This window comes from Confluentibacter lentus (assembly GCF_002806995.1).
Lineage (GTDB): Bacteria > Bacteroidota > Bacteroidia > Flavobacteriales > Flavobacteriaceae > Confluentibacter > Confluentibacter lentus.
The window spans coordinates 63,861-89,601 of sequence record NZ_NIHE01000005.1 but is presented as its reverse complement, the minus strand read 5'-3'; the positions used below and the strand labels follow the sequence as shown (position 1 = coordinate 89,601).

The 25,741-nt window shown below is 35.4% G+C and carries 20 protein-coding genes; 17 read left to right on the top strand and 3 right to left on the bottom strand.

Annotated elements, in window-relative coordinates; genetic code table 11:
* The first annotated feature begins 7 nt into the window (after window positions 1-7).
* The 11 genes from CDH50_RS10615 to CDH50_RS10570 all read left to right on the top strand — a co-directional run bounded on the left by CDH50_RS10615 (window position 8) and on the right by CDH50_RS10570 (window position 11,807).
* Window positions 8-220, top strand: coding sequence for a class I SAM-dependent methyltransferase (locus tag CDH50_RS10615; protein WP_100612251.1), 213 nt, complete (start codon window positions 8-10; stop codon window positions 218-220).
* Between the two features lie 120 nt (window positions 221-340).
* Complete coding sequence (locus tag CDH50_RS15115) at window positions 341-505, top strand: hypothetical protein (protein WP_157804974.1); 165 nt, start codon at window positions 341-343, stop codon at window positions 503-505.
* A gap of 161 nt (window positions 506-666) precedes the next feature.
* Window positions 667-1,125, top strand: coding sequence for a tungsten formylmethanofuran dehydrogenase (locus CDH50_RS10610; RefSeq protein WP_100612250.1), 459 nt, complete (start codon window positions 667-669; stop codon window positions 1,123-1,125).
* 139 nt (window positions 1,126-1,264) lie between these two features.
* The gene (locus tag CDH50_RS10605) at window positions 1,265-1,672 is read left to right on the top strand and encodes a contact-dependent growth inhibition system immunity protein (protein ID WP_100612249.1); all 408 of its coding nucleotides are present in this window, start codon (window positions 1,265-1,267) and stop codon (window positions 1,670-1,672) included.
* A gap of 135 nt (window positions 1,673-1,807) precedes the next feature.
* A complete protein-coding gene (locus tag CDH50_RS10600) occupies window positions 1,808-2,143 on the top strand; it encodes an ArsR/SmtB family transcription factor (protein ID WP_100612248.1) in 336 nt (111 codons plus the stop codon).
* 41 nt (window positions 2,144-2,184) lie between these two features.
* The gene (locus tag CDH50_RS15375; protein WP_100612247.1) at window positions 2,185-3,147 is read left to right on the top strand and encodes an SRPBCC domain-containing protein; all 963 of its coding nucleotides are present in this window, start codon (window positions 2,185-2,187) and stop codon (window positions 3,145-3,147) included.
* Between the two features lie 30 nt (window positions 3,148-3,177).
* Complete coding sequence (locus CDH50_RS10590) at window positions 3,178-3,567, top strand: DoxX family protein (protein WP_100612246.1); 390 nt, start codon at window positions 3,178-3,180, stop codon at window positions 3,565-3,567.
* Between the two features lie 120 nt (window positions 3,568-3,687).
* Window positions 3,688-4,074 carry a VOC family protein gene (locus tag CDH50_RS10585; protein ID WP_100612245.1) on the top strand — a complete coding sequence of 129 codons (387 nt, stop codon included), beginning with the start codon at window positions 3,688-3,690 and terminating at the stop codon, window positions 4,072-4,074.
* A gap of 44 nt (window positions 4,075-4,118) precedes the next feature.
* A complete protein-coding gene (locus CDH50_RS10580; RefSeq protein ID WP_157804973.1) occupies window positions 4,119-6,623 on the top strand; it encodes an MG2 domain-containing protein in 2,505 nt (834 codons plus the stop codon).
* Between the two features lie 6 nt (window positions 6,624-6,629).
* Window positions 6,630-9,107 (top strand): hypothetical protein, encoded by a 2,478-nt coding sequence (locus CDH50_RS10575; RefSeq protein WP_157804972.1) that lies wholly within the window; start codon window positions 6,630-6,632, stop codon window positions 9,105-9,107.
* Between the two features lie 6 nt (window positions 9,108-9,113).
* Complete coding sequence (locus CDH50_RS10570; RefSeq protein WP_157804971.1) at window positions 9,114-11,807, top strand: MG2 domain-containing protein; 2,694 nt, start codon at window positions 9,114-9,116, stop codon at window positions 11,805-11,807.
* A 49-nt stretch (window positions 11,808-11,856) separates the two neighbouring features.
* Here CDH50_RS10570 and guaB read toward each other — a convergent pair whose 3' ends face one another.
* Window positions 11,857-13,329 (bottom strand): IMP dehydrogenase, encoded by a 1,473-nt coding sequence (guaB, locus tag CDH50_RS10565; RefSeq protein WP_100612392.1) that lies wholly within the window; start codon window positions 13,327-13,329, stop codon window positions 11,857-11,859.
* A gap of 326 nt (window positions 13,330-13,655) precedes the next feature.
* On the opposite strand from guaB, the gene CDH50_RS10560 reads away from it, so the two are divergent.
* Complete coding sequence (locus tag CDH50_RS10560; RefSeq protein WP_100612241.1) at window positions 13,656-15,890, top strand: TonB-dependent receptor family protein; 2,235 nt, start codon at window positions 13,656-13,658, stop codon at window positions 15,888-15,890.
* Between the two features lie 56 nt (window positions 15,891-15,946).
* Here the strand turns inward: CDH50_RS10560 and CDH50_RS10555 are convergent, their stop codons facing one another.
* On the bottom strand, window positions 15,947-16,810 hold the full coding sequence (locus CDH50_RS10555; RefSeq protein WP_100612240.1) for a hydroxymethylglutaryl-CoA lyase: 864 nt from the start codon (window positions 16,808-16,810) through the stop codon (window positions 15,947-15,949).
* Between the two features lie 226 nt (window positions 16,811-17,036).
* Here CDH50_RS10555 and CDH50_RS10550 point away from each other — a divergent pair, with 226 nt between their 5' ends.
* Complete coding sequence (locus CDH50_RS10550; protein ID WP_100612239.1) at window positions 17,037-18,200, top strand: zinc-dependent metalloprotease; 1,164 nt, start codon at window positions 17,037-17,039, stop codon at window positions 18,198-18,200.
* Between the two features lies 1 nt (window position 18,201).
* Here CDH50_RS10550 and CDH50_RS10545 read toward each other — a convergent pair whose 3' ends face one another.
* Window positions 18,202-19,218, bottom strand: coding sequence for a quinone-dependent dihydroorotate dehydrogenase (locus tag CDH50_RS10545; protein WP_100612391.1), 1,017 nt, complete (start codon window positions 19,216-19,218; stop codon window positions 18,202-18,204).
* Between the two features lie 138 nt (window positions 19,219-19,356).
* Here CDH50_RS10545 and pepT point away from each other — a divergent pair, with 138 nt between their 5' ends.
* From pepT to CDH50_RS10525, 4 genes are all read left to right on the top strand, one after another.
* Window positions 19,357-20,598 carry a peptidase T gene (gene pepT, locus CDH50_RS10540; RefSeq protein WP_100612238.1) on the top strand — a complete coding sequence of 414 codons (1,242 nt, stop codon included), beginning with the start codon at window positions 19,357-19,359 and terminating at the stop codon, window positions 20,596-20,598.
* Window positions 20,588-21,238, top strand: a complete 651-nt coding sequence (locus CDH50_RS10535) for an MOSC domain-containing protein (protein ID WP_232731998.1) — start codon at window positions 20,588-20,590, stop codon at window positions 21,236-21,238. The genes pepT and CDH50_RS10535 overlap by 11 nt, the downstream gene beginning before the upstream one ends.
* Before the next feature lie 60 nt (window positions 21,239-21,298).
* On the top strand, window positions 21,299-23,485 hold the full coding sequence (locus tag CDH50_RS10530; RefSeq protein WP_100612237.1) for a B12-binding domain-containing radical SAM protein: 2,187 nt from the start codon (window positions 21,299-21,301) through the stop codon (window positions 23,483-23,485).
* 587 nt (window positions 23,486-24,072) lie between these two features.
* Window positions 24,073-25,644 carry a reverse transcriptase domain-containing protein gene (locus tag CDH50_RS10525; RefSeq protein WP_100612236.1) on the top strand — a complete coding sequence of 524 codons (1,572 nt, stop codon included), beginning with the start codon at window positions 24,073-24,075 and terminating at the stop codon, window positions 25,642-25,644.
* The last annotated feature ends 97 nt before the right edge of the window (window positions 25,645-25,741 follow it).

The following is a 25,741-nucleotide window of genomic DNA, read 5'->3' as shown; positions in this document are numbered from 1 at the left end:
TTTTAAAATGACAAGTGATGAGTTTTTTCAGAAACTTTCTGCCAATGATATATTATCTAATAGCATAAAATTTAATGTGATTTTTATTGATGGTTTACACCTTGCCCAACAAGCAGATAGAGATATAAAAAATGCAATCAAATACATTAAAAATGATGGTTTTATAGTGGTACACGATTGTAATCCTCCCTCTGAATGGCATGCCAGAGGATGTCATTGATAAAAGTACACTCCAGCATATGCATTTTGGAACGGAACAACTTGGAAAGCTTTTTTAAAATGGCGTTTCAATCCTGAAATAAACTCTTGTTGCATTGATTCAGATTGGGGCGTTGGAATAATGTCTAAAGATTATCCGATTGGTAAAAATATAGAATCCACAAATCCTTTCTTTGAATTCCATTTATTAGAAGAAAACCGAAAAGATTATTTAAACTTTATGGATTTTGAAACTTTTAAGGGCATTGTACAAAAACAACCCTACCCACAAAGTATGCAAGTATAATAAACAATATCTAACTATAGTCAATGGACTTGCCTCTAAAAATAAATAAGTAACTAATTGACAAAAAGACATTTAACCAATTGGATATTGTACTGAAAAATCTTAATTTAGAGCCACGATAAAAAGTTTTCTTAAAAAAAACAATTTCAACTTTAGATATCATGGAAAAAATACAATTTAAAAAAGACATAAAATCTTCTGCTAAAAACGTTTTTGAAACCATGTTAGGACTTAAAAATATTGAAACCTACGAGCAGTGGACAGCGGAGTTTAACCCAACCTCAACTTACGAAGGTCAATGGAAAAAAGGTGCTAAAATGTATTTTGTTGGCACCGATGAAAAAGGCAACCGCGGCGGTATGGTCTCAGAAATTGCGGATCTTATTCCCGCTAAATTTGTGTCCATTCGCCATTATGGCATATTAGATGGCGACATCGAAATTACCAAAGGGGAACAGGTTGAAAAATGGGCTGGCGGTTTGGAAAATTATTCATTTAATGAAAATAATGGCGTCACTACAGTGACCATTGATATGGACATTACAGAGGATTACCTAGATTATTTTAAAACAACTTGGCCAAAGGCATTGGATACACTTAAACGTATATCTGAAAATTAAAAAGTTAGCACTCTTGCAATAGTAATTATTCACTTGCTTTCTATCTTCTGAAAATCCCAAATTAACCACCGTTTTTGCGTGCTTTCCAGAAGAAGCAAACGACAACAAAACGAGGGTTGACCCAAAAATAATACTAGCAATGATTAAATTGGAAAACAATTGGCAACAAAAGACACTTGAAAATTTAGAAAAAGACTTTTGGGGTGAGCCAACTTATGACAGTTATTTGGTAAAACGAACACACGAAATAAGAAAACTGCCATTAATAGAGTTGACCAATGATGATATAGCTATGATGTTAAGACAAGAATTTAGCCTTGGCTATATAGTTCCACTAGCCATTGAGAAATTACAAATTGACATACTATCATTTGGCGAAAGTGGTAATGAAGGAGCTATTATGGAAGCAATTCTAGAAATATCCCTTGATTTTTGGAAAGTAAACAAAGATTATTGGCATGCCATTTATACCATATTAGACGATAATTTGACTATCTGGACATTTAACCGTGATAAATTTGATAACGCACTTTTAAACGAAAAATAACAATAGAATAATAGTTATTAGTCTTTATACTCAACTATAAAAATCCCTAGTAAAAATTTCAATAAACATTTGCGCAATCAATTAATTGCACATATATTTGCAAACGATTGATTGCGAAATTTATTATTTATAATTATGAGAAGAGATATTTTCCAAGCCATTGCCGACCCCACCAGAAGAGCCATTTTGGTGCTTCTTACCACACAAGCCATGACACCCAATGCTATAGCAGAACATTTTGATTCTACCAGACAAGCGGTGTCTAACCATATTAAAATACTATCGGAATGCGAGTTGGTGAAACATGAGCAAGTCGGCAGGGAAATTTATTACCATCTGGAAAAAAATAAGATGAAAGAAATAGACCAATGGTTAGAACAATTTAGAAAACTTTGGGAAAACCGCTTCGACAATCTGGATATGTATTTGGCAAACATTCAAAAAGAAAACAAGGATCAGAACAAAGCATAGAGTAAATCAATGCTTACCTAAATCAATAAAAACAAATCAAAATGAAAAACCATCTGTTATTCAACTTTATTGTAAACAAAGAAAATAATACCGTAAACATACAACGTGAATTTGCCGCAAACCTAGATTTGGTTTGGGATGCTTGGACCAAACCAGAAATTCTTGACCAATGGTGGGCACCAAAACCGTATCGCACCGTAACAAAGTCCATGGATTTTAGAGAAGGTGGCACATGGTTGTATTATATGCTAAGTCCAGAAAATGACAAACATTGGTGTAAAAATGATTATATAAAAATCGACCCTAAGAAAAGCTATTCTGGTTTGGATGCTTTTTGTGATGAAAACGGAGTTACCAATAAAGACATGCCCAGAACGCAATGGAACAATACATTTACTGAAAATGCGAATAAAACCTTGGTTTCCATTGTAGCCACTTATGAAAGCCTAGCTGATCTCGAGAAAATAATTGCATTAGGATTCCAACAAGGCTTTACGATGGCTCTTGAAAATTTGGATGCTTATATTGAACAAAAATTCAAATTAAGAAGCGAACTAAAATTAGACAATACGCCAAGAGTCACCACATATTTAAATTTTGATGGCAAAACTGAAGAAGCCTTTAATTTCTACAAAAAAGTTTTTAAAACCGAATTCTCGGGAAAAGGCATGCAACGTTTTGGAGATATTTCAAGCGATGCTGGACATCCACCCATAGCCGATGCCATTAAAAAAATGGTATTACATGTAGAATTGCCCATCACTGGAAACCACATTTTAATGGGAACAGACGCACCAAAGGAAATGGGCTTCACATTAACGAAAGGAAACAATATGCACCTCTGCATTGAACCAGAAACAAGAGAAGAAGCAGACAGACTCTTTAACGAACTCTCTGTGGATGGCACTGTTAGTATGCCTATGGCAGATATGTTTTTTGGTGCCTACTTTGGTGAGTTCTCCGATAAATATGGCATCAATTGGATGATAAATTATAAAAATTAATATCTTTAAATATCTAAAATTTAGCAAGTTATGAGTACAAATAATATTCCAAAACTAAGGTTATGGATATCCTACATCCTTCAAGGTATCATCGTCATTATGCTTTTAATGGGCGCTTTTAATAATTTACTAATGACTGAAATGGCAGTAACAGGCGCCAAAGAGATGGGATATCCAGAATATTCCGTACATTATTTAGGCATCATTTTATTTGTTAGCACTGTATTATATGCAATACCAAAAACAGCTTTCATTGGAGCTATATTGTTAACTGGTTGGCTTGGTGGTGCTGTGGCAACACATATCATTCACGGAGATCCGCTTTCTAATATATTCTTCCCTATACTATTCGGAATGATTGTTTGGACTAGCTTGTTATTAAGACATAAAAAAATGTATGAGGTCTTTTTAAATAGATAATTAATTTAGCTATTTAAAAGAATATGCAATCACCTGATGGTTTTTGAAAGAAATTTATTTATTTTTAATGCTAACTAAATGTCAATAAGACGTTTGATGTGTCATTAAAAATAACTCATTATGGAAATCCACAACCCAGTAGTTTGGTTCGAAATTTACACCGATAACCTACAAAGAGCCAAAATCTTTTACGAAAACGTATTTCAAATACAATTATCTGTACTGCCAACACCAGAAGACATGCCTCTTCAAATGTTGGCATTTCCATCCAACATGGAATCCAAAAACATGGCTTCTGGAGCTTTGGTATATATGGAAGGTTTTAAGGCAGGCAACAACAGTACCATCGTCTATTTTTACAGTAAAGATTGTGCTATTGAAGAAACCAGAATCGAAGCTGCTGGAGGTAGTGTATTTCGATCTAAAATGTCTATTGGAGACTACGGTTTTATTGTGCTGGCTTTAGATACCGAAGGCAATATGATTGGAATTCATTCTATGGAATAAAACCTATTATATTGAATAAAAGAAATAGCAAAAAAAATGATTTTATGGCTGTGCTTAAAGTTTCTAAGTACAGCTTTGTGTGTTTATTTTTGTTATTAAGTAGCTGTTTTAATTCCGTAGTTGCAAATTCACAAGAATCTAAAACCACTATTTCCAATACCTCTTTAGCAGAAAAAATATACCTGCAACTAGACAAAGATATTTACACCAAAGGTTCTACCATTTGGTTTAAATCCATTGTCACAAAATCAGTTGACAACACCCCTACCGATTTGAGTAGCGTTCTACATATAGAACTCATCAATGCTGAAGAAACGATTATTGAAAAAAAACTCATCAAGCTAAACCAAGGCATTGGCAATGGGCATTTCGATTTACCTGAAACCTTGCAAGCTGGCACCTACCTCATCAGAGCCTACACCGAATGGAACAAAAACTTTGATTCAGATTTCTTCTTTGAAAAGTATGTGCAAGTGTTTTCACTTTATGACAGTACAACAAATAAAGAAGGAACTTCACAAAGCGAATTATTATCCACAGAAGAAAAAACAGAAACCACTTCCATAATCAATAATGACATCGATTTGCAATTTTTACCAGAAAGCGGTGAATTGGTTCATGGACTTTCTAGCAAGGTCGGGTTTAAAGCCTTAAACAGCTTTGGGACTGGTATTACTGTAGAAGGAACTGTATTTGATGATGAAAATAACCAAATAACAACTTTCAAAAGCAATGCCTTGGGCATGGGAAGCTTTCAACTCGATTCGGTAAACGGTAACAAAACCTACCATGCCAAACTTAAGAATACATCAAAAATACATCCGTTGCCAAAAGCAACGTTTATGGGACATGTCCTTTCGGTTGTTGAACAGGATAAAATCATCACAATAAACACATCGTCAAACTATTTAAAAAACGATTCCATTTATTTGAATGTGTCTTTTAGGGGAACCACGCTCCATGAATTGAAAGCACCACTCAAGAATGGCACTTTAAAGTTCCTATTTTCAAGTAACGAACTCCCTGAGGGCATCCTTGTTTTTAAAATGATGGATGCCAATAAACGCACTGTTGCTGAAAGACTTTATTTTAATAAAAGATTGGGAAACGACTTAAATTTAAAAGTTGCGACCAATAAATCCAAATATTCAAAACGGGAACTGACCCATTTAACCCTAGAAACTACTAATGACAAAGGGGAATCTATAAACGTCAATGCATCTATTTTGGTGATTGATAAAAAGGAATTGGGGCCAATGCAAAGTTTACGGGATAATATCCTATCTTATTTTTTATTAAGCTCGGAACTGAAAGGTGAGATTGAAAATCCGGGTTATTACTTGAGCAATAATGAAAATAAGGAAGCCGATTTGGATGCCCTAATGCTTACCCAAGGCTGGAGGCATTATAAATACTCTAAACCATATGACAAGCTTTCATTCAGACCAGAAACTGCTTTAACCGTTTCTGGAACGGCAATTAACAAGTCGTTTACCAACAAAGACAAACAGGTAAATCTCACCATGATGACATTTGGAAAAGAAGAAGTTCTGTATACCCAAACGACCGATACCTTAGGTCGTTTCAATTTCACTTTGGATGATGAATTTGGTGGCTCACTGAATGTGCTTATCCAAAGCACTAAAAAATCGGGTAAAAAAGTTAATTACGACTTCAGGATTGATGAAAAGAAATCCCCAATTATTGTTTTCGAACCCAAAAAAATCATAGAAAAACCAGATCCCATTATTGAAAAACTGGTTGAAAAAGAGGTAAAAAAGGCAAGGGTTATGGATGACTTCTATATTCCTGAGGGCAATATTGCCCTGGATGAAGTATTATTAACAGGCAGAAACCTAAATGCAGCACAGCAAAAAGTCACAAAACGGTTTGGAGAACCAGATATAATAATTGATGGTAAGGAGCTGCAAGAGAAAGAACAACGATGGCATTCGGGAATTTATGACATACTTTATTATAATTTTCGTGATAAGATTGAGATAGTAAGGACAATAGATGGAATTTTATATGCCAAGGCTTTGAACAACGAACCCACTCTAATCATTGTGGACGGTATCCCTGTTCAGCTTTATGAATATCAGAATCTTCAAAACATCCCAGCCGAAGAAATTACTAGTGTAGAAGTCATAGAGTATGCCAAATCATTTGGGATGTTTTGTAGTAAAGTAATAATGGGAAGATGCCCTGGTCAAGGAAATATAATTGCCATATATACCAAAGGCCAAAGAGGTATTTATGGCGCTTACACACGACACATTAAGGGCTTATCCCAAACTATGATTCCCATATTTTCAGAAAGCAAAACATTTTATGCCCCAAAATATGACACAATAACCGCAGAAGATTTAGAATGGCCAGATTTAAGAAGCTTAATACATTGGGAACCGATATTAAAAACAGATAATTCAGGCAAAATCGAAATCTCTTTTTACAATGGAGATATTACAGGCGACATGATGGTAATTATGGAGGTCATTAGTGACAACGGGTCTATTGGCTATCAAGAATACAGCTATAAAGTGGAATAGAATACTATGGAGAAAATAAATCATTTATTGTTAATCATTGGGATGTGCTTGACTAATGTAGCTATTGGGCAGAACACTATTTCCAACGCCTCTTTAGCAGAAAAAATATACCTGCAACTAGATAAGGATATTTACACTACTGGTTCCACCATTTGGTTTAAGTCCATCGTCACAAAATCACTTGACAACACCCCTACCGATTTGAGTGGCGTACTTTATGTAGAACTCATAAATGCTGAAAAAAAACTTATTGAGAAAAAACTAATTAAAATTGACAAAGGCATTGGCGAGGGACATTTCGATTTACCCGAAACCTTACAAGCCGGCACTTACCTCGTCAGGGCATACACCGAATGGAACAAGAATTTTGATACCGATTTTTTCTTTGAAAAGTATGTGCAAGTGTTTTCTATTTATGACAGTACAACAAATAAAGAAGTCACTTCGCAAATACAATTATCATCCACGGAAGAACACCCAGAAATCACGTCTACAATCAATAATTACATCGACTTGCAGTTTCTGCCCGAAAGCGGCGAATTGGTTCATGGGCTTTCAAGCAAGGTTGGATTTAAGGCCTTAAATAGCTTTGGAACAGGAATCCCTGTGGAAGGCGCTGTATTTGATGATGAAAATAATCAAATAACAACTTTTAAAAGCAATTCTCTTGGCATGGGGAGTTTTCAACTGGATTCGGTGAACGGCAACAGAACCTACCACGCCAAACTTAAGAACGATCCAAAAATCCATCCGTTGCCAAAAGCAGCATTTATGGGACATGTCCTTTCGGTGGTTGAAAAGGATAAAATCATCACCATAAACACGGCATCAAACTATTTAAAAAACGATTCCATTTATTTGAATGTTTCCTTTAGGGGAACAACACTTCATGAATTAAAGGCGCCACTCAAAAACGGTAATTTAAAATTCCTGTTTTCAAGTAACGAGCTTCCCGAGGGCATCCTTGTTTTTAAAATGATGGACAATTATAAACGGATGGTAGCTGAAAGACTTTATTTCAATAAAAGTTTGGAAAATGAGTTAAATTTAAAAGTGTCGACCAATAAATCCAAATATTCAAAACGGGAACTGACCCATTTAACTCTCGAAACCACGAATAGCAAGGGTGAATTCATGAATGGCAATGCATCCGTTTTGGTAATTGATAAAAAAGAATTGGGGCAGATGCAAAGTTTACGAAATAATATCCTGTCTTATTTTTTGTTGAGCTCGGAGCTGAAAGGCATGATTGAAAATCCGGGTTATTATTTCAACAATAATGAAAATAAGGACACCGATTTGGATGCCCTAATGCTTACCCAAGGCTGGAGGCATTATAAGTATTCGAAACCTTATGACAAACTTTTGTTCAAACCAGAATCTTCATTAACCGTTTCCGGCAATATAATTAGTAAATCTTCCAAAAACGATGGCAATCATATTGATTTAACTATGATGACCTTCGGGAAAGAAGAAGTTCTGTACGCACAAACCACCGATAGTCTTGGCAAGTTTTATTTTGATTTGGATGATGAATTTGGAGGTGAACTTAACATCCTTATCCAAAGCACTAAAAAATCGGGTAAAAAAGTAGAATATGATTTTAATATTGATGAAAGAACCGTCCCGCCAATTGTTTTCAACCATACAAAAGAGATAGAAAAACCTAACCCGAAAATTGAAAAGCTTGTTGAAAAAACCATTGAAAGGAAAAAAGCCGAAGATGATTTTTTTATTCCCGAAGGCAATATTGCCTTAGATGAAGTAGTGTTAACCGGCAGAAACCTTAACGCTGCGCAGCAAAAAGTCGCCAAACGGTTTGGCGAACCTGACAGAATCATTGATGGTAAAGACATACAAGAGAAAGAACAAAAATGGTCCTATGGACTTTATAGTGTGCTAATGTTTAGTTTTCCAGATAAAATTCAAATAAAAAGAATTGATGGCGTTTTGTATGCGTTTGGTATAAACAATGAACCAACACTTGTTGTTATTGATGGCGTTACTGTAAGGCCTTATGAATACTCACAAATAGAAGGTATACCACCAAGTCAAGTTACCAGTGTGGAGGTTATTGAATATGCTAAGTTTTTTGCTAGTTTTTATTGTGAATTATTTCCACAAACTTGTAAAGATCCCCCTCCAACAGGAAATATTATTGCCATTTACACTAAAGCAGGAATAGGTATTCATGGGGCATACCAACGCAAACCAAAAGGAATAACCAATCTTTCTGTGCCTGTCTTTTCAGAAACCAAAGTATTTTATGCCCCAAAATATGATAAGCCAATTCCAAAAGAATTGGATAAACCCGACTTAAGAACAGTAATCCATTGGCAACCCATATTAAAAACCGATGATTCTGGCAAAGCTGAAATCTCTTTTTACAATGGAGACGTTACAGGTGATATGATGGTAATTATGGAGGCCATTAGTGACAATGGGGCTATTGGCTATCAAGAATACAGCTATAAAGTGGAATAAAACAATATGAAAACAATCATCCATCTACTATTTATTGCAGGAATATGTTTGCCTAACATAACTATTGGGCAGAACACTATTCCCAACGCCTCTTTAGCAGAAAAAATATACCTGCAATTGGATAAGGATATCTATACCACAGGTTCTACCATTTGGTTTAAATCCATTGTCACAAAATCACTTGACAACACCCCTACTGATTTGAGTGGCGTTCTATATGTAGAACTCATCAATGCTGAAAAAACACTCGTTGAAAAAAAATTACTCAAATTAAACCAAGGCATTGGTAACGGACATTTCGATTTACCCGAAGCTTTACAAACTGGCACCTACCTCATCAGGGCCTACACTGAATGGAACAAAAACTTTGATACGGATTTCTTCTTTGAAAAGTATGTGCAAGTGTTCACCCCTCTCAATAAAAACAACAAAGAAAATGCCATTAGTAATTTGACATTAATTAAAGACGCAAACGAAGATGACCATCTAAAAGCAATCCTAAACCCATTTGTTCTGGATACCCTTCATAAAAACAAACTACAACTTTCTATTACTATTGATGGCAAAAAGGATTCTATAGCAATTAAAAAAGAAAAGGACGATAGTTACCAAATAGACTATATCATTCCAAAAGAAAGTCAGTTGGCAACTTTGGAACTCATAACCTCTAACCAGAAAACATATTCCAAGACCATTGTGTTGGACGAACAGGTTATTTACCTGCAATTCTTCCCTGAGAGCGGTGAATTGGTCCATGGATTATCAAGTAGAGTCGGCTTTAAAGCTTTGAATGCTTTTGGAAGCGGCACTAAAATTGAAGGTGATATTGTTGACCAAAACAATCTATTGATTACCTCTTTTAAAAGCAACAGCCTAGGCATGGGCAGTTTTGAATTGAACGAAGTGGATAGCACCAAAACCTATTACGCCAAATTGATTGCATCAAACAAAACCGACATCTTATACCCCTTACCAAAAATAGCTTCATTAGGAAATGTACTGTCTGTTTCAGAGCAGGACAAAATTATGACCGTAAATACTTCATCCAATTATTTAAAAAATGATAGCATTTATATAAATGTTTCCTTTAGGGGCGTGACAATGTATGATTTGAAGTCGCCACTAAAAAATGGTAATCGAAAATTCATGTTTTCTAGTAATGACCTTCCAGAGGGCATCATTGTTTTTAAAATGATGGACGATAAAAACCAAGCTGTGGCCGAACGTATTTATTTCAATAAACGGTTGGGAAACAACTTGAACATTAAAATAAATACCGATAAATCAATCTTCTCGAAACGGGAATTGACCCATATTAATATTGAAACCACAAACATTAATGGTGAACCGATAAATTCCAATTCATCTGTTTTAGTTATCAACAAGGAACAATTGGGAGAGATGCAAAGTAAGAGGGACAACATTTCGTCTTATTTCTTATTGAGTTCTGAATTGAAAGGGCCTATAGAAAACCCTGGTTTTTATTTTAGTAATAATAACGATATGCAAAGCGATTTGGATGCGCTCATGCTCACCCAGGGTTGGAGACAGTATAAGTATTCAAAACCTTTTGAAAGACTGCCTTTTAAACCGGAGACATCTCTAGCTGTTTCGGGCCATGTTACCAGTGCGCTTTCAAAAAACAAAAGGAGGCCTGCCGAAATCACTATGATGACCTTTGGTGAAAGCAAAGATATTTACGCTCAAACAACGGATAGCCTTGGCAATTTCAAGTTCAATCTGTCCGATGAATTTGGGAAGGATATGGGCATCGTACTCCAAAGTGCCAAAAAATCCGGAACAAAAGTGAACTATAATTTCTTTTTGGACAGAAAACAATCGCCAGCCATTACTTTTAACCACAAAAAGTCCGTTGAAAAATTGGATAGCATCGCGGAGATCTTTTTAAGAAAAGAAGATGAAAAGAAATTGGTTTATAATAATTTCTCTTTAAATTCTGATGATATTCTTTTGGATGAAGTCATTATTAATGCCTATAAGCTAACCCCAAACCGTAAAAAAGTGATGGATAGGTTTGGCGAACCAGATAAGGTTATTGAAGGTGATGATGTCGCTGCAGCAGAAAAAAAATGGTCTTTCGGACTTTATAGTGTGCTTATGTTTAGTTTTTCTGATAAGCTTTCGATAAAAAGAGGGACAGATGGCAATTTATACGCAAGGGCTTTTAATGGTGAACTAACATTAGTTGTTATTGACGGAATTCCACTAAAAGAGTATGAATATCCTTTAATTCAAAATATTCCTCCAAGTGAAGTAAGCAGTGTTGAAATTATTGAATATGCAAAAGATTTTCCATCTCTATTTTGCGAAACATACCCTAGTCGTCCATGTCTTCAACCTCCGATGTGGGGCAATGTAATAGCAATCTACACTTATGGTCAAAAAGGCTTATATGGTGTTAGTAGCCCTAAAGGGATCATGAAAACATCTGTACCTATCTTTTCACAAACAAAAGAATTTTATACGCCTAAATATAATAACGTACAGGCAGACGATTTACAAAAACCCGATTTAAGGTCAGTGATACATTGGCAACCCATATTGAAAACCGATGATTTGGGAATAGGTAAAACATCATTTTATAATGCGGATATTGCTGGCGAAATGATGGTCATTATTGAAGCGATTGGTGAAAATGGGGCCATTGCTTATAAAGAATTTATTTATAGAGTAGAATAAAAAATCCAACCTTTCCAGATTGGATTTTTTATTTAATATATTTTAAAACTTATCTCGAATAATTAGGAGATTCATTAGTTATCGTCACATCATGTGGATGACTTTCGTTAATACCACTTGATGTTATTTTTACAAATTGTCCTGTTTCTTTTAAGGTCTCAATGTCCTTAGCACCACAATAGCCCATACCGGCACGTAAACCCCCAACAAACTGATGGATACTTTCATATAAATCACCTTTATAAGGCACACGACCCACAATTCCTTCTGGTACTAATTTTTTAATATCATCTTCTACATCCTGAAAATAACGGTCTTTACTGCCTTCCTTCATGGCTTCCACAGAACCCATACCACGATAGGATTTGAATTTTCTACCTTCATAAATAATAGTCTCTCCTGGAGATTCTTTAGTTCCTGCCAATAATGACCCTAACATAACAGAATCCGCTCCCGCTGCAATCGCTTTTGGAATATCCCCTGTATAACGAATACCTCCATCAGCTATTACTGGAACTCCACTGCCTTTAATAGCTGCTGCGACTTCCAAAACCGCTGAAAACTGTGGAAATCCGACACCTGCAACCACACGCGTGGTGCAAATAGAACCTGGACCTATACCGACTTTCACGGCATCTGCACCTGCCTCCACTAAATATTTAGCTGCGGCGGCTGTTGCTATATTTCCAACAATAACATCCAACTCTGGAAACTTTGCTTTAATATCTTTTAAAACACTCACCACCCCTTTGGTGTGTCCGTGCGCTGTATCAATAACAACGGCATCAACACCTGCATTTACCAAAGCTTCCGTTCTTTCTAAAGCATCTGCGGTGACACCAATAGCTGCCGCAACACGTAAGCGTCCGAATTTATCTTTATTAGCGTTTGGCTTTTGGGTCAATTTTGTAATATCCCTAAAAGTTATCAAACCAGATAATTTAAAATGGTCGTCAACTATAAGTAATTTTTCAATTTTATGCTGTTGGAGAATAATCTCAGCATCTTGAAGCGAGGTTCCCATTGGAGCAGTTACTAAGTTTTCACTGGTCATGACCTCAACAATGGGTCTGCTTTTTTTATGTTCAAAACGCAAATCACGGTTAGTAACAATGCCTTTTAATACGCCATTTTCATCTACAATGGGAATACCTCCAATGCCATATTCTGCCATACACTGCTTTGCATCAATCACCCGAGCCGTAAGAGGCAAGGTTACTGGGTCTATAATCATACCACTTTCTGCACGTTTTACCTTTCTAACTTTTAAAGCTTGGGCTTCAATCGTCATATTCTTATGCAATACGCCTATACCACCTTCTTGAGCCATGGCAATCGCCATTTTACTCTCGGTAACGGTGTCCATAGCTGCTGAAACAATAGGAACGTTAATGGAAATATTTCGTGTGAATTTTGTTTGGATACTAACCTCGCGAGGTAAAACTTCTGAAAAAGCGGGAACTAAAAGGACGTCGTCGTAAGTAAGACCTTCCCCTACTATTTTATTTTGATGTGCAGTCATGGCAATTACTTTATAATTGCGTGCAAATCTACGCATTTTTTTCGTTTCTATTTTAATTATACACAGGAAAAAAATAATATAGTAGATTCTCTCAATTATGATAATAAAATAGAATTCAAAAGAGAAAACTTACCTCTTTTTTAATAAAAAAGCATTTCAATTTGAGAAAAGTATCTTATTCTAAATCGTTTAACTTTCTATAAAATTTCCAATAAATCTTTTTACCTTTTTTATTTTTATTTATTCTAAATAAATTTTGAAAATATGATTTTAGATATTATTTTCGCAGCATATTAATAATCGTTATTTTTAATAAGTCTAAATAAATGAATAAATATCTAACCTTTTTATTAATCGCAATTGGATTATCAAACCTAAACTTTGCGCAACAAACCAGTAAAAAAGAGACACAAACAGATTCCATTCAAAATTTGGATGAAGTCATCATCAGTACCGATGTCATGTTAGGAAACAAATATGTAGCCAAAAACAGAACGGGATCTGCTTATTATATTTCACCTGAAGAACTTGAAAAATTCAGTTATACAGACATAAATAGAATACTGCGTACCGTACCGGGAGTTAATATATATGAAGAAGACGGTTTTGGTTTACGTCCCAATATTAGTTTACGCGGTACGTCGCCAGAACGTAGTTCAAAAATAACCATTATGGAAGATGGTGTATTAATAGCTCCGGCTCCTTACAGTGCGCCTGCTGCTTATTATTTCCCGACAGTCGCCCGTATGTCTGCCATAGAAATCTTAAAAGGTAGCAGTCAGGTTCAATACGGCCCTTTTACTTCTGGTGGTGCCATTAATATGGTTTCCACACAGATTCCACAAACATTTAATGGTTCTGTGAGAGCCAATTATGGCAGCTTTAACACCGGACAATTACATGCTAAAGTAGGCGACAGCAAAGACAATTTTGGCTATATGGTGGAGTATCTTAATTATAATTCGGATGGTTTTAAAAATTTACCGAATGGCGACGACACCGGATTTGATAAAAATGATGTGGTAGCAAAATTCAGAATAAACAGCAGTAAAGAAGCGAAACTGCAACAAGCCTTCGACATAAAATTCCAATATTCGGATGAAGTATCAGATGAAACCTATTTGGGATTGACCAATGATGACTTTGAGAGTTCACCGTTCAGTCGTTATGCAGGTTCGCAAGTGGATAAAATGACCACCGAGCACATCCAATTACAATTGACCCATTCCATAAATGTCAACCCAAACTTTAGAATTACAACCAACGGGTATTACAATGGTTTTTCAAGAAACTGGTACAAGTTGAATGATGTTACATTTAACGGTGTAAAAGTTGGTATTTCATCAATACTTAAAGACCCAACAACCTATTCAAACCATTTTTCAATAATAAGAGGTGATGCAAACAGTAGCGATAATGCATTTAATGTAAAAGCGAATAACAGAGAATATGTATCTAAAGGTGTTCAAACCAAATTGGATTATCACTGGTATGGAAACAACACATTCCACGATATTGAAGTGGGAGCACGTTACCACTTCGACGAAGAAGACCGTTTTCAATGGGTAGATGGCTATAATATTTTTAACGGACACATGAATCTTACCAATGCCGGTGTACCTGGAACAGATGCAAACCGCATAAGCGATGCCAATGCCTTTGCTGCATTTGCATTATACAAACTAAAATATAAAAGCCTGACTCTTACACCTGGTATTCGTTATGAGAATATCACTTTGTCACAAGCCAATTTCGGTTCCAATGATGTAAATAGAACAGGTACCAATCTTTCTACCAGAGAAAACAAAGTAGATGTATTTATTCCAGGAATAGGATTTAACTACAATTTTTCAGATAACATATCAACTTTTGGTGGTGTGCATAAAGGATTTTCACCACCAAGCAACCAACCTGGACAAAAAGCAGAGGAAAGCATCAATTACGAATTGGGCTCACGCTTCAACGTTTTTGGTATTAATGGTGAATTGGTTGGATTTTATAATGATTACAGCAATCTATTGGGTAGCGACTTGGCAGCATCAGGAGGTACAGGTTCTCTAGAGCAATTTAATGCAGGTGAAGTTGTTGTAAAGGGTCTTGAAGTCCTTTTAAACTATAATTTACTTCCTAAAACATCAAAATTTGCTTTACCCATATCTTTTGGATATACCTTTACTGATACGGAGATTTTAAACAGTTTTGAAAGTACCGATGAACTTTGGGGAGACGTTACTAAAGGCGATGAATTACCATACATCTCCAAACACCAATTTAATGCGGTTATTTCATTAGAGCATGACCGTTTTGAACTTAACCTAAGTGGTCGTTATAACGGACAGTTCAGAACTGTTGCTGGAACTGGCAGTTTTCAAGAAAATGAGAGTGTGGACTCTAATTTTATCATTGATTTTTCAGGAAAATACCACTTCAACAAGCATATAAGTCTTACTGGAAATATCATCAACCTTTTAGATGAAACCTATGCGGTATCCCGTGCACCATCTGGTTTACGCCCGGGACATCCTTTTGGAGCTTACGGAGGTTTAGAAATCAGATTCTAATCAAGACTGAAAAGATCTATTTTAAAAAGAGCACCATTAAAAATGGCGCTCTTTTTTTAGTGGTATATACTAAAAATCTTTGTCGCCTCATTATGGGCACTTTCAAAACTTAATGCGTTTAAACTATTTACTTTTTTTGATGTAAAATAGGAAAGTAATTTTTCCGTAGGCATATTTCCTGTTAGCTCGTCTTTCGCCATCGGGCAACCTCCAAATCCTTGAATGGCACCATCAAACCGGTTACAGCCTGCTTTGTAAGCAGCATCCACTTTTTCAAACCAAGAATTGTAAGTCGTATGCAAATGCGCTCCGAACTCAATATCAGGATATAAAGGAATTAAATTTGAAAATAAGTAATGAATATTTTCTGGATTAGACGAACCAATAGTATCGCTAAGCGAAATGATTTTTACGCCCATTTTAGATAATTTACGGGTCCATTCCCCAACAATATCAACATTCCAAGGATCGCCATAAGGATTTCCAAATCCCATGGATAAATAAGCAACAACCTGTTTGTTCGTTTTATTTGAAATATTTAAAATGTCGTCCAATATTAAAACCGATTGCGCAATGGTTTTATGGGTATTTCGCATTTGAAAGTTTTCAGAAATGGAAAAGGGATACCCCAAATAATCAATTTCAGAAAATTGCGAAGCATCTTCAGCACCTCTTTCATTAGCAACGATAGCTAATAATTTACTCTTTGTGCTGCTTAAATCCAATTGAGATAATACCAATGCCGTATCTGCCATTTGCGGAATGGCCTTGGGTGATACAAAACTCCCAAAATCGATAGTATCAAAACCTACACGTAACAATGATTGTATATATTGAACCTTAGCTTCTGTGGGAATGAAGGTTTTTATACCCTGCATGGCATCTCTTGGGCATTCAATGATTTTAATCGGACTTGGCATGTATCATTTAAAATAGGGATGATAAAAATACTATTATTTTTTGGAAGCATTCATGATAAATTAACCACTCGTTTTCTAAATCAATTTCACAATAAATCTTTGATACACAAAATAATGTTCAGAAAAATGATGCTATTGTTAAATAATCGATAAAATTAACGCTACAACGTTTTTATTATACTTCACTTGTAATTAAGAATACATTTGAATAAATGTTTCGTCCCCAATGAATCTTTTTAAAATAAAAATTAGTATTCTACTTGTTTCGGTATCATTATTGTTACCTTTCCATCTCTCATCCCAAAATAATCCAGAATACAGTTGTGGGACAACCACCAGTAAAGAATCGCTTGAATTTTACAATAGCATAAGGTCTGAAATCGCTAAAAATGAAAAAAGTTTTATGGCTAAATCTTCTTCTGCAAAAGGAGCTCATGACATAAAAGTTGAACATATCCCGATTAAAGCCCACATTATTAGAACGTCTCAAGGAAGTGACGGTTTAGATGTAGATGATTTAAAGCAAACTATTGATAATCTTAACGCCATTTTTAAAGATATTTATATTCAGTTTTCATTAAGTGATAATATCAATTATATTGATAATGATGCTTTTTACCATTTTAACAAAAGTGATGAAAGTGAATTGACAAAAAACAATTATACAGAAGGGGCATTGAATATTTACTTTGCAAATAACCTAAAAAATGAATCCAACAATAATATTTGTGGTTATGCGAACATTACCAAAAATGCCAATATTATTTTTATGCAAAACAGTTGTGCGATAAACGATTCTTCATTGGCACATGAAATAGGCCACTTTCTATCTTTAATACATACCCACGGCCCGAACGATAATGCGACTACAGAGTTGGTAAATGGAACCAATTGTGATACGGATGGCGATGGTGTTTGTGACACTCCTGCCGATCCAAAATTAGGTTCTAACAATCTGGATTCATGCAACTATATAGGAACTGCAACTGATGCTAATGGTGATAAATATCAACCTGACACTTACAATCTGATGTCTTATTCCTACAAAGGATGTAGAACCCGATTCTCTAAACAACAACAGGCTCGCATGTATGCTTTCTTTCTATATACAAAAATGCAGTTTTTTGGCGCTACTATCGAAGATGTTGAAGAATCTCCATTAGCTCAGGTAAAAATTTATCCAAATCCTGTTTCAGATGGTACATTAAACATTTCTTCAGCAACTGATGATAGTGCCACCCATTATCAAATATCTAATTTTTATGGTCAGGTATTGTCCCAAGGGCCACTTACCAACAAACAAATTGACGTTAATAACTTATCTTCGGGAACGTATTTGTTGACTCTAAATAATGGAAAGTCCAGAGTGGTTAAAAAGTTCATCAAGTAACTTACTTTTTAATCAGCGCCTTATTGATATCCTTAATAAGTTTTGGTCCTTCATAGATAAATCCGGTATAAAGCTGAATTAAATCGGCACCAGCTTCCAGTTTTTCCAAAGCGTCTTCAACGGTATGAATGCCTCCAACACCAATAATAGGGAATGCCTTATTACTTTTTTCAGCCAAAAACCGAATCACTTCCGTAGAGCGATTTGTTAATGGTTTCCCGCTTAAACCACCCATTTCTGTTTTACTTTCAGACGTTAAACCGTCTCTTGAAATGGTAGTGTTAGTAGCAATAATGCCGTCTATTTTGGTTTCTGCAACAATATCAATAATATCCAATAATTGCTCATTGGTTAAATCTGGAGCAATTTTTAATAAAATGGGTTTCTTTTTTGTATGGTTTGCGTTTTCAATCTGCAAGTCTTTTAAAAGATTGGTCAACGGCTCTTTATCCTGCAAAGCTCTTAAATTAGGCGTGTTGGGCGAACTGACATTCACCACAAAATAATCTACATAATCAAACAGGGCGTTGAAACACATTTTATAATCATCAACAGCATTCTCATTAGGCGTTACTTTATTTTTTCCAATATTGCCACCAATTAAAACATCTTTGTTAGTTTTTAAACGTTTCACAGCGTCTTCAACACCGCCATTGTTAAATCCCATACGGTTAATAATAGCTGAATCTGCTTTTAAGCGAAATAATCTTTTCTTAGGATTTCCCGGTTGTGCCTTTGGTGTTAGTGTGCCTATTTCAATAAAACCGAATCCGAGGTTTGATAATTCATTGAAGAGTTTCGCATCCTTATCAAATCCCGCAGCTAAGCCAATGGGATTTTTAAATCTTAATCCGAATAATTCCTTTTCCAAAGAAGCATCTTCAACTTGATATATTTTTTTAATAATGGATGAAACAAAAGGAATCTTGTTTATAAACCGAATGAGCGAAAACGTAAAATAATGCACATCTTCAGGATCAAACCAAAATAATATGGGACGAATAAGTAATTTATACATAGAGACGTTGAATTGTGGCACAAAAATACCATTCATTTCATAAAAAACAGCATGAAGCATTTGAAAATTAGTAGTATTTTTGAGTTCATAATTTGCTTTTAGTATTCCCAATAAAAACCTCAAACAAAATCCATAAACATGATTGATAAACAACATATTATAAATAGATTCATCAGTTACGTTACTATTGATACACAATCAAATCCAGATAGTGAAACTACCCCAAGCACTGAAAAACAATGGCATTTGGCAAATAAATTAGCGGAAGAATTAAAAGCCATTGGCATGCAAGATGTCAGCATAGATGATAACGCCTATATAATGGCAACCTTACCAAGCAACGTTGCCCATCATGTGCCAACTATTGGGTTTATTTCCCATTTTGATACGTCTCCAGATTTTACGGCAACCCAGGTAAAACCTCAAATTATTGAACATTATAATGGAAAGGATATTGTTTTAAATGTGGCTGAAAATATCATATTATCACCTGATTACTTTGAAGATTTACATCTCTACAAAGGGCAAACTTTAATTACCACAGATGGCACAACGCTTTTGGGAGCCGATGATAAAGCAGGCATTTGTGAAATCATGACGGCCATGGAGTATTTAATCAATCATCCCGAAGTTAAGCATGGAACTATTAAAGTTGGTTTTACACCCGATGAAGAAATAGGACGTGGTGCCCATAAATTTGATGTCAAAAAATTTGGAGCCGATTGGGCTTACACCATGGACGGGAGCCAAATTGGTGAACTGGAATATGAGAATTTTAATGCCGCTAGCGCCAAAGTACGCGTTAAAGGAAAAAGTGTGCACCCAGGTTATGCCAAAGGCAAAATGGTTAACTCGCTTTATATTGCTACCGAATTCATCAATTCATTACCGCGCTTGGAAACACCAGAACATACCGACGAATATCAAGGTTTTTTTCATTTACACACTGTGAAAGGCGATGTTGAGGAAACCGAATTGCAATATATTATTCGCGATCATGATTTCGGACATTTTGAAGCACGTAAAGATATGATGCTAAAACTGACCGAAGAGCTTAATTCACAATACGAAGAAGATATTATAAGTATTGAAATTAAAGACCAATACTTTAATATGAAAGAGAAAGTAGAGCCCGTGATGCATATTGTTGATATTGCTGAAGACGCCATGAAACAATTGGGCATCAAACCCATCATAAAACCAATTCGTGGTGGCACGGATGGTTCCCAACTCAGTTTTATGGGATTACCTTGTCCGAATATATTTGCCGGCGGCCATAATTTTCACGGACGTTATGAATACGTTCCTGTAGAAAGCATGATAAAAGCTACTGAAGTGATTTGTAAAATTGCGGAGCTGACTGCTTTAAATGAATATTGAAAACATGCACATCACTTCCACCAACATTGCTAAACCAACGACCATACTTTTTAGAGGAAAAAAAGTGGTTACCGGTATTTATAAAACGCCAACGCAACAACCTATTTATTTAGGAAAAAGTGATGTGAAAGATGATGAAGTAACCGATAGAAAATATCACGGTGGTGAGTTTAAAGCGTGTTATTTATTTTCTGAAAATCATTATGGCTATTGGAAAAATCTGTATCCTGATTTAGATTGGAATTGGGGCATGTTTGGCGAAAATCTAACCATCAACGGATTGGACGAAACCAAAATAACGATTGGCGATGTTTATAAAATAGGTTCTGCCTTGGTTCAAGTCACCCAGCCCAGAGAACCTTGTTTTAAATTGGGTGTGAAGTTTGGTTCACAAAAAGTGGTCAAGCAATTTGTCAATCATGGATTTCCAGGGACTTATGTTAGGGTTTTGGAAGAAGGTTTTGTAAAAACTAGCGATACGGTTTCGCTTATTGAACCCGCTAAAAACAGTTTAACAACGCATCAGTTTTATAACTTGTTGTTTTCAAAAGATAAAAATCAAGAACATTTGGCTCTTGCCATAGAAAATGAGGCGCTGCCTTTACGAAAAAGGGAAAAGCTGCGTGCGTTTATAAATTAGCAGCCATCAAACACAGCTTCTTTTCAACTATCTTTGTGACTATTTATTTTCCGTAGCATTTTGAAAGACCTTTTACTCATCACGCCTCCGTTTACGCAATTAAACACGCCCTACCCTGCTACGTGCTATTTAAAAGGCTTTTTGAATACGAAAAACATCAGCTCATTTCAAATGGATTTGGGTATTGAAGTGATTTTAGACCTGTTTTCAAAAAAAACATTTCAAGAGCTTTTTGAATTAGCGTCAAAAAACAATAGCATCACTTCTGAAAATGCGCAAAGAATTTATAGTTTAAGAGACGCTTATTTACAACCTTTAGATGATGTGATTGCCTTTCTGCAAGGCAAAAAATCAACCTTTGCCAGACAAATTTGCACCGACCATTTTTTACCGCAAGCCTCCCGTTTCGACCAATTAGATGAACTCGATTGGGCATTTGGTAATATGGGCATGCAGGATAAAGCTAAACATTTAGCAACCTTGTATCTGGAGGATTTATCCGATTTTATTGTAGAATGCATCGATGACAATTTTGGTTTCAGTCGTTATGCCGAACGCTTGGGACAGAGTGCCAATTCGTTTGATGAATTATACGAACAATTACAAAGTCAACCGACTTACATTGACACCTTTACTTTAAACATTCTCGAAGAAAAATTAAAAACCATTCAACCAAAATTGGTGTGTTTTTCAGTGCCGTTTCCGGGAAATTTATACAGTGCCTTTCGTTGTGCCCAACATATAAAAGCCAACTACCCCCACATTAAAATTGCGATGGGTGGCGGATTCCCAAATACCGAATTACGGTCGGTAACCGACACGAGAGTATTTGAATTTTTCGATTTTATTACCTTGGATGATGGCGAATTACCAATTGAATTACTACACCATCACATAGAAAACCCAAATAACCAAGAATTCAAACGCACCTTTCTTTTAGAAAATGGACAAGTCGTTTATAAAAACAACAGCCCCAAACCAGATTATAAACAAAGTGAAGTCGGCACGCCAGATTATTCCGATTTACATTTAGACAAATACATCTCCGTGATAGAAATCGCCAACCCCATGCACAGTTTGTGGAGCGATGGCCGATGGAACAAACTCACCATGGCACACGGTTGCTATTGGGGCAAGTGTACGTTTTGCGATATTTCGTTGGATTATATTAAAATCTACGAACCCATTGCCGCCAAATTATTGGTCGATCGCATGGAACAACTCATCGAGCAAACGGGCGAAAACGGATTCCATTTTGTGGACGAAGCCGCACCTCCCGCCCTCATGAAAGCCCTTGCTTTGGAAATTATAAAACGGAAACTTACGGTGACGTGGTGGACCAACATTCGGTTTGAAAAAAACTTCACGAAAGATTTGTGTTTACTGCTAAAAGCCTCTGGCTGTATTGCAGTTTCTGGCGGACTGGAAGTGGCTTCCGATAGGTTGTTGGCACTTATTGATAAAGGTGTTACCGTCGCCCAAGTCGCCCAAGTCACTCGCCATTTTACCGAAGCCAACATCATGGTACACGCCTATTTAATGTATGGCTACCCCACGCAAACCATTCAGGAAACGGTTGATAGTTTGGAAATGGTGCGTCAGCTCTTCGAAATTGGTGTGTTGCAATCGGGGTTTTGGCACCAATTCGCTTTAACAGCGCACAGCCCGATTGGATTGAATCCTTCAGAATACCACATCATACCCAACACCAAACCCATTACGTTTGCCAATAATGATATTGCGTTTACAGACACCACGGGCATTGACCATAACCAGTTTAGTTTCGGCTTAAAAAAATCGCTTTTTAATTATATGCACGGTATTGGTTTTGAATTGCCGTTGCAAGATTGGTTCGATTTTAAAATCCCAAAAACCACGATTCAACCTGATTATATCCATAATTGTTTAGAAACCGATGTGCATTTCAACATCAAACCCACGGCAAAAATACTTTGGTTGGGCTCAACACCTTTGGTAACCGAAACTTCCAAAACCAAAAAAGGGCAAACGTATTATGCCTTACAAGCCACGTTTCATAGCACTACGGACACCTTTACCATCACTTTAGATAAACATCATGGCACTTGGTTTTTAAATGCATTGGAAACCTTACGCCCAAACAACCCACAACTGCCTGCCTTTTCAGACTTAAAAAAAGATTTTGAAACCCAATTTGAAGATTTTGAATTGTTTTGGTTTTCAAAACCGATGAATGTTTTACGAGAAAATGGATTGTTGTTATTATAACGTTTTTTAACTTTATTAGAAGTAAAGACATGTCTTCGTTCAAATGTCGATAAACAATCAATTGACATTTTTAGATTGATAATTTCATTTAATGCTAGAATAACAAGTCTGAATTTAAAACTTTTATCTTTATTAGGAAATACTGAGAAACTGACATTTGAAATGACATAATGACATAAGCATCTTGTAAAAAAGACTATGTTTTCCATAAATTTTGAAATGGTATGATTTGTGATTATTTGAAGATCAAGGATTAAGAGTTGGGACAAGACTGGTAGGTACGTTTTATGTAAAGTACACATTAGTGTTCCACGCGCAGACTTCGGCTGACGTGTGAAGAGAGATTCCAATCTTGCAAATCTTTATCAATGTTATTACAAGTTGCATTGTGAGGAGTGTAAGATGAACTGTCTTAGTTTCTATTTCTGCCGATACTGTCATAAGTGATGGTGTTAGTAAAGATACGAACTTTATTCTATCAATGAGTGGCGTTGCAAATAGCGAAAGTGAAAAGCAACTTCAGGATTGTATCTACCGATAAGTAAGCCACGACCAACTCTAATCCTTTTTTTAATCAATGTTTAACTATGAATGAGGAATGGCTAAAATTTAAAAAATATCCACACATAGGAATACCTTTAACTAGCCAAAAAGACAAATCTTGGTTAAAAAGTTACATTTCAAATCCAGAAAACATTGCCAATCACAAGTTTGTGCCTCTCATGCATAGAACTTTGAGTCAGAGAAAATACAGACCATTAGAAAATGCACCTAAGAATGATAGTGGGAAACGTAAACGAACAGTTAGTGATAAGAAAGAACGTCATATTTATTTCTCTTCACATTTAGATTCAATCATTTATAGCTATTACAGCCACCTGCTTACAAAAACATATGAGGAATATTTAGAGGACAAACCTTATGGTTCAGTCGCTGTAGCATATAGGAAAATTCCAATAGGTAATGGTAAAAGTGGAAATAAGTCAAATATCGAATTTGCTTTCGAAGCATTTGAATTCATCGAAAAAAATAAGCATCGAAAACTTTCTATAATTGTTGCAGATGTAACTTCATTTTTTGACAATTTAGACCATCGTATTTTACATAGACAATGGAAACGTATTTTAGGAACAACAAATTTGCCTGATGACCATTATACAATATTCAAGAATTTGGTTGATAATAAATATGTTAATGAAAACGAATTGTTTAAAAGGTTTCAGCATAAATTAATAGTTGAACGTTTTAAACCAAATGATACTTCACACAAAATACTTAAGCGAAAGAAAGTCAGTAAAATCTATAATATGCGGCACGAAAATGTTGTCGCTTTTTGTGATAAAGATGAATTTTTCGAAGAAGCGACTGATTTAATACGAGTTGATAAACCATACAAAAGAGACGTCCGAAAAAAACTGGATAAGAAGGAGAAAAAAGGTATTCCACAAGGAACTCCAATTAGTGCTACACTAGCTAATATTTATATGCTAGATTTTGATGAACGAATATATTCTGAGGTTGATTCAAATTCAAAAGAAGCTTATTATCAAAGATATAGCGATGATTTGATAATTATTTGCGCCCAAAAGGATGAAAAACATTTTTATAATTTGATTCAAAAAGAAATTGAAATTGAAGCCAACCTTGAAATTCAACCAAAAAAAACTAATATTTATAGGTATGAATTAACCGAAAACTCAGTTTTTAAAGGAGGTATTGTAAAAGACGAAACAATCAATTCTAACAAACAATTAGAATATTTAGGATTTATGTATGATGGTTCAAAGGTAAAAGTTAAAACTGCTGGGTTTTCAAAATTTTATAGAACTATGAAAAGGTCATTCAGGAGAGGTGCACACTTTGCAAAAAAAGCCCACATTCCATCTGATTCGCTTTTTGAAACTAGATTATATAAGAGGTTCACACATTTAGGCTCTAAAAGACGTTTAAAATGGTTACAAGATGAAAATAGCCCAAAAGGTTATAGTCCTTCAAAACATTTTGATTGGGGAAATTTCATAAGCTATCTAAATAAAGCAAATTATGTTATGAAAGAAATTAATAAAGATGATACGATAATTCAGCAATATAGTAAGGTTTGGAATAAATTTCATAAAATTAAAAAATCTATATATCAAGAATTAAATATTGTTAAATAAAATAACTGCTCAGAATTAATTCTATGAAAAATATCATAAAAATATATTGCTTTTCATATAAAATATGTTTAAGCGCAATTTCAAAAAAGCCTCAACT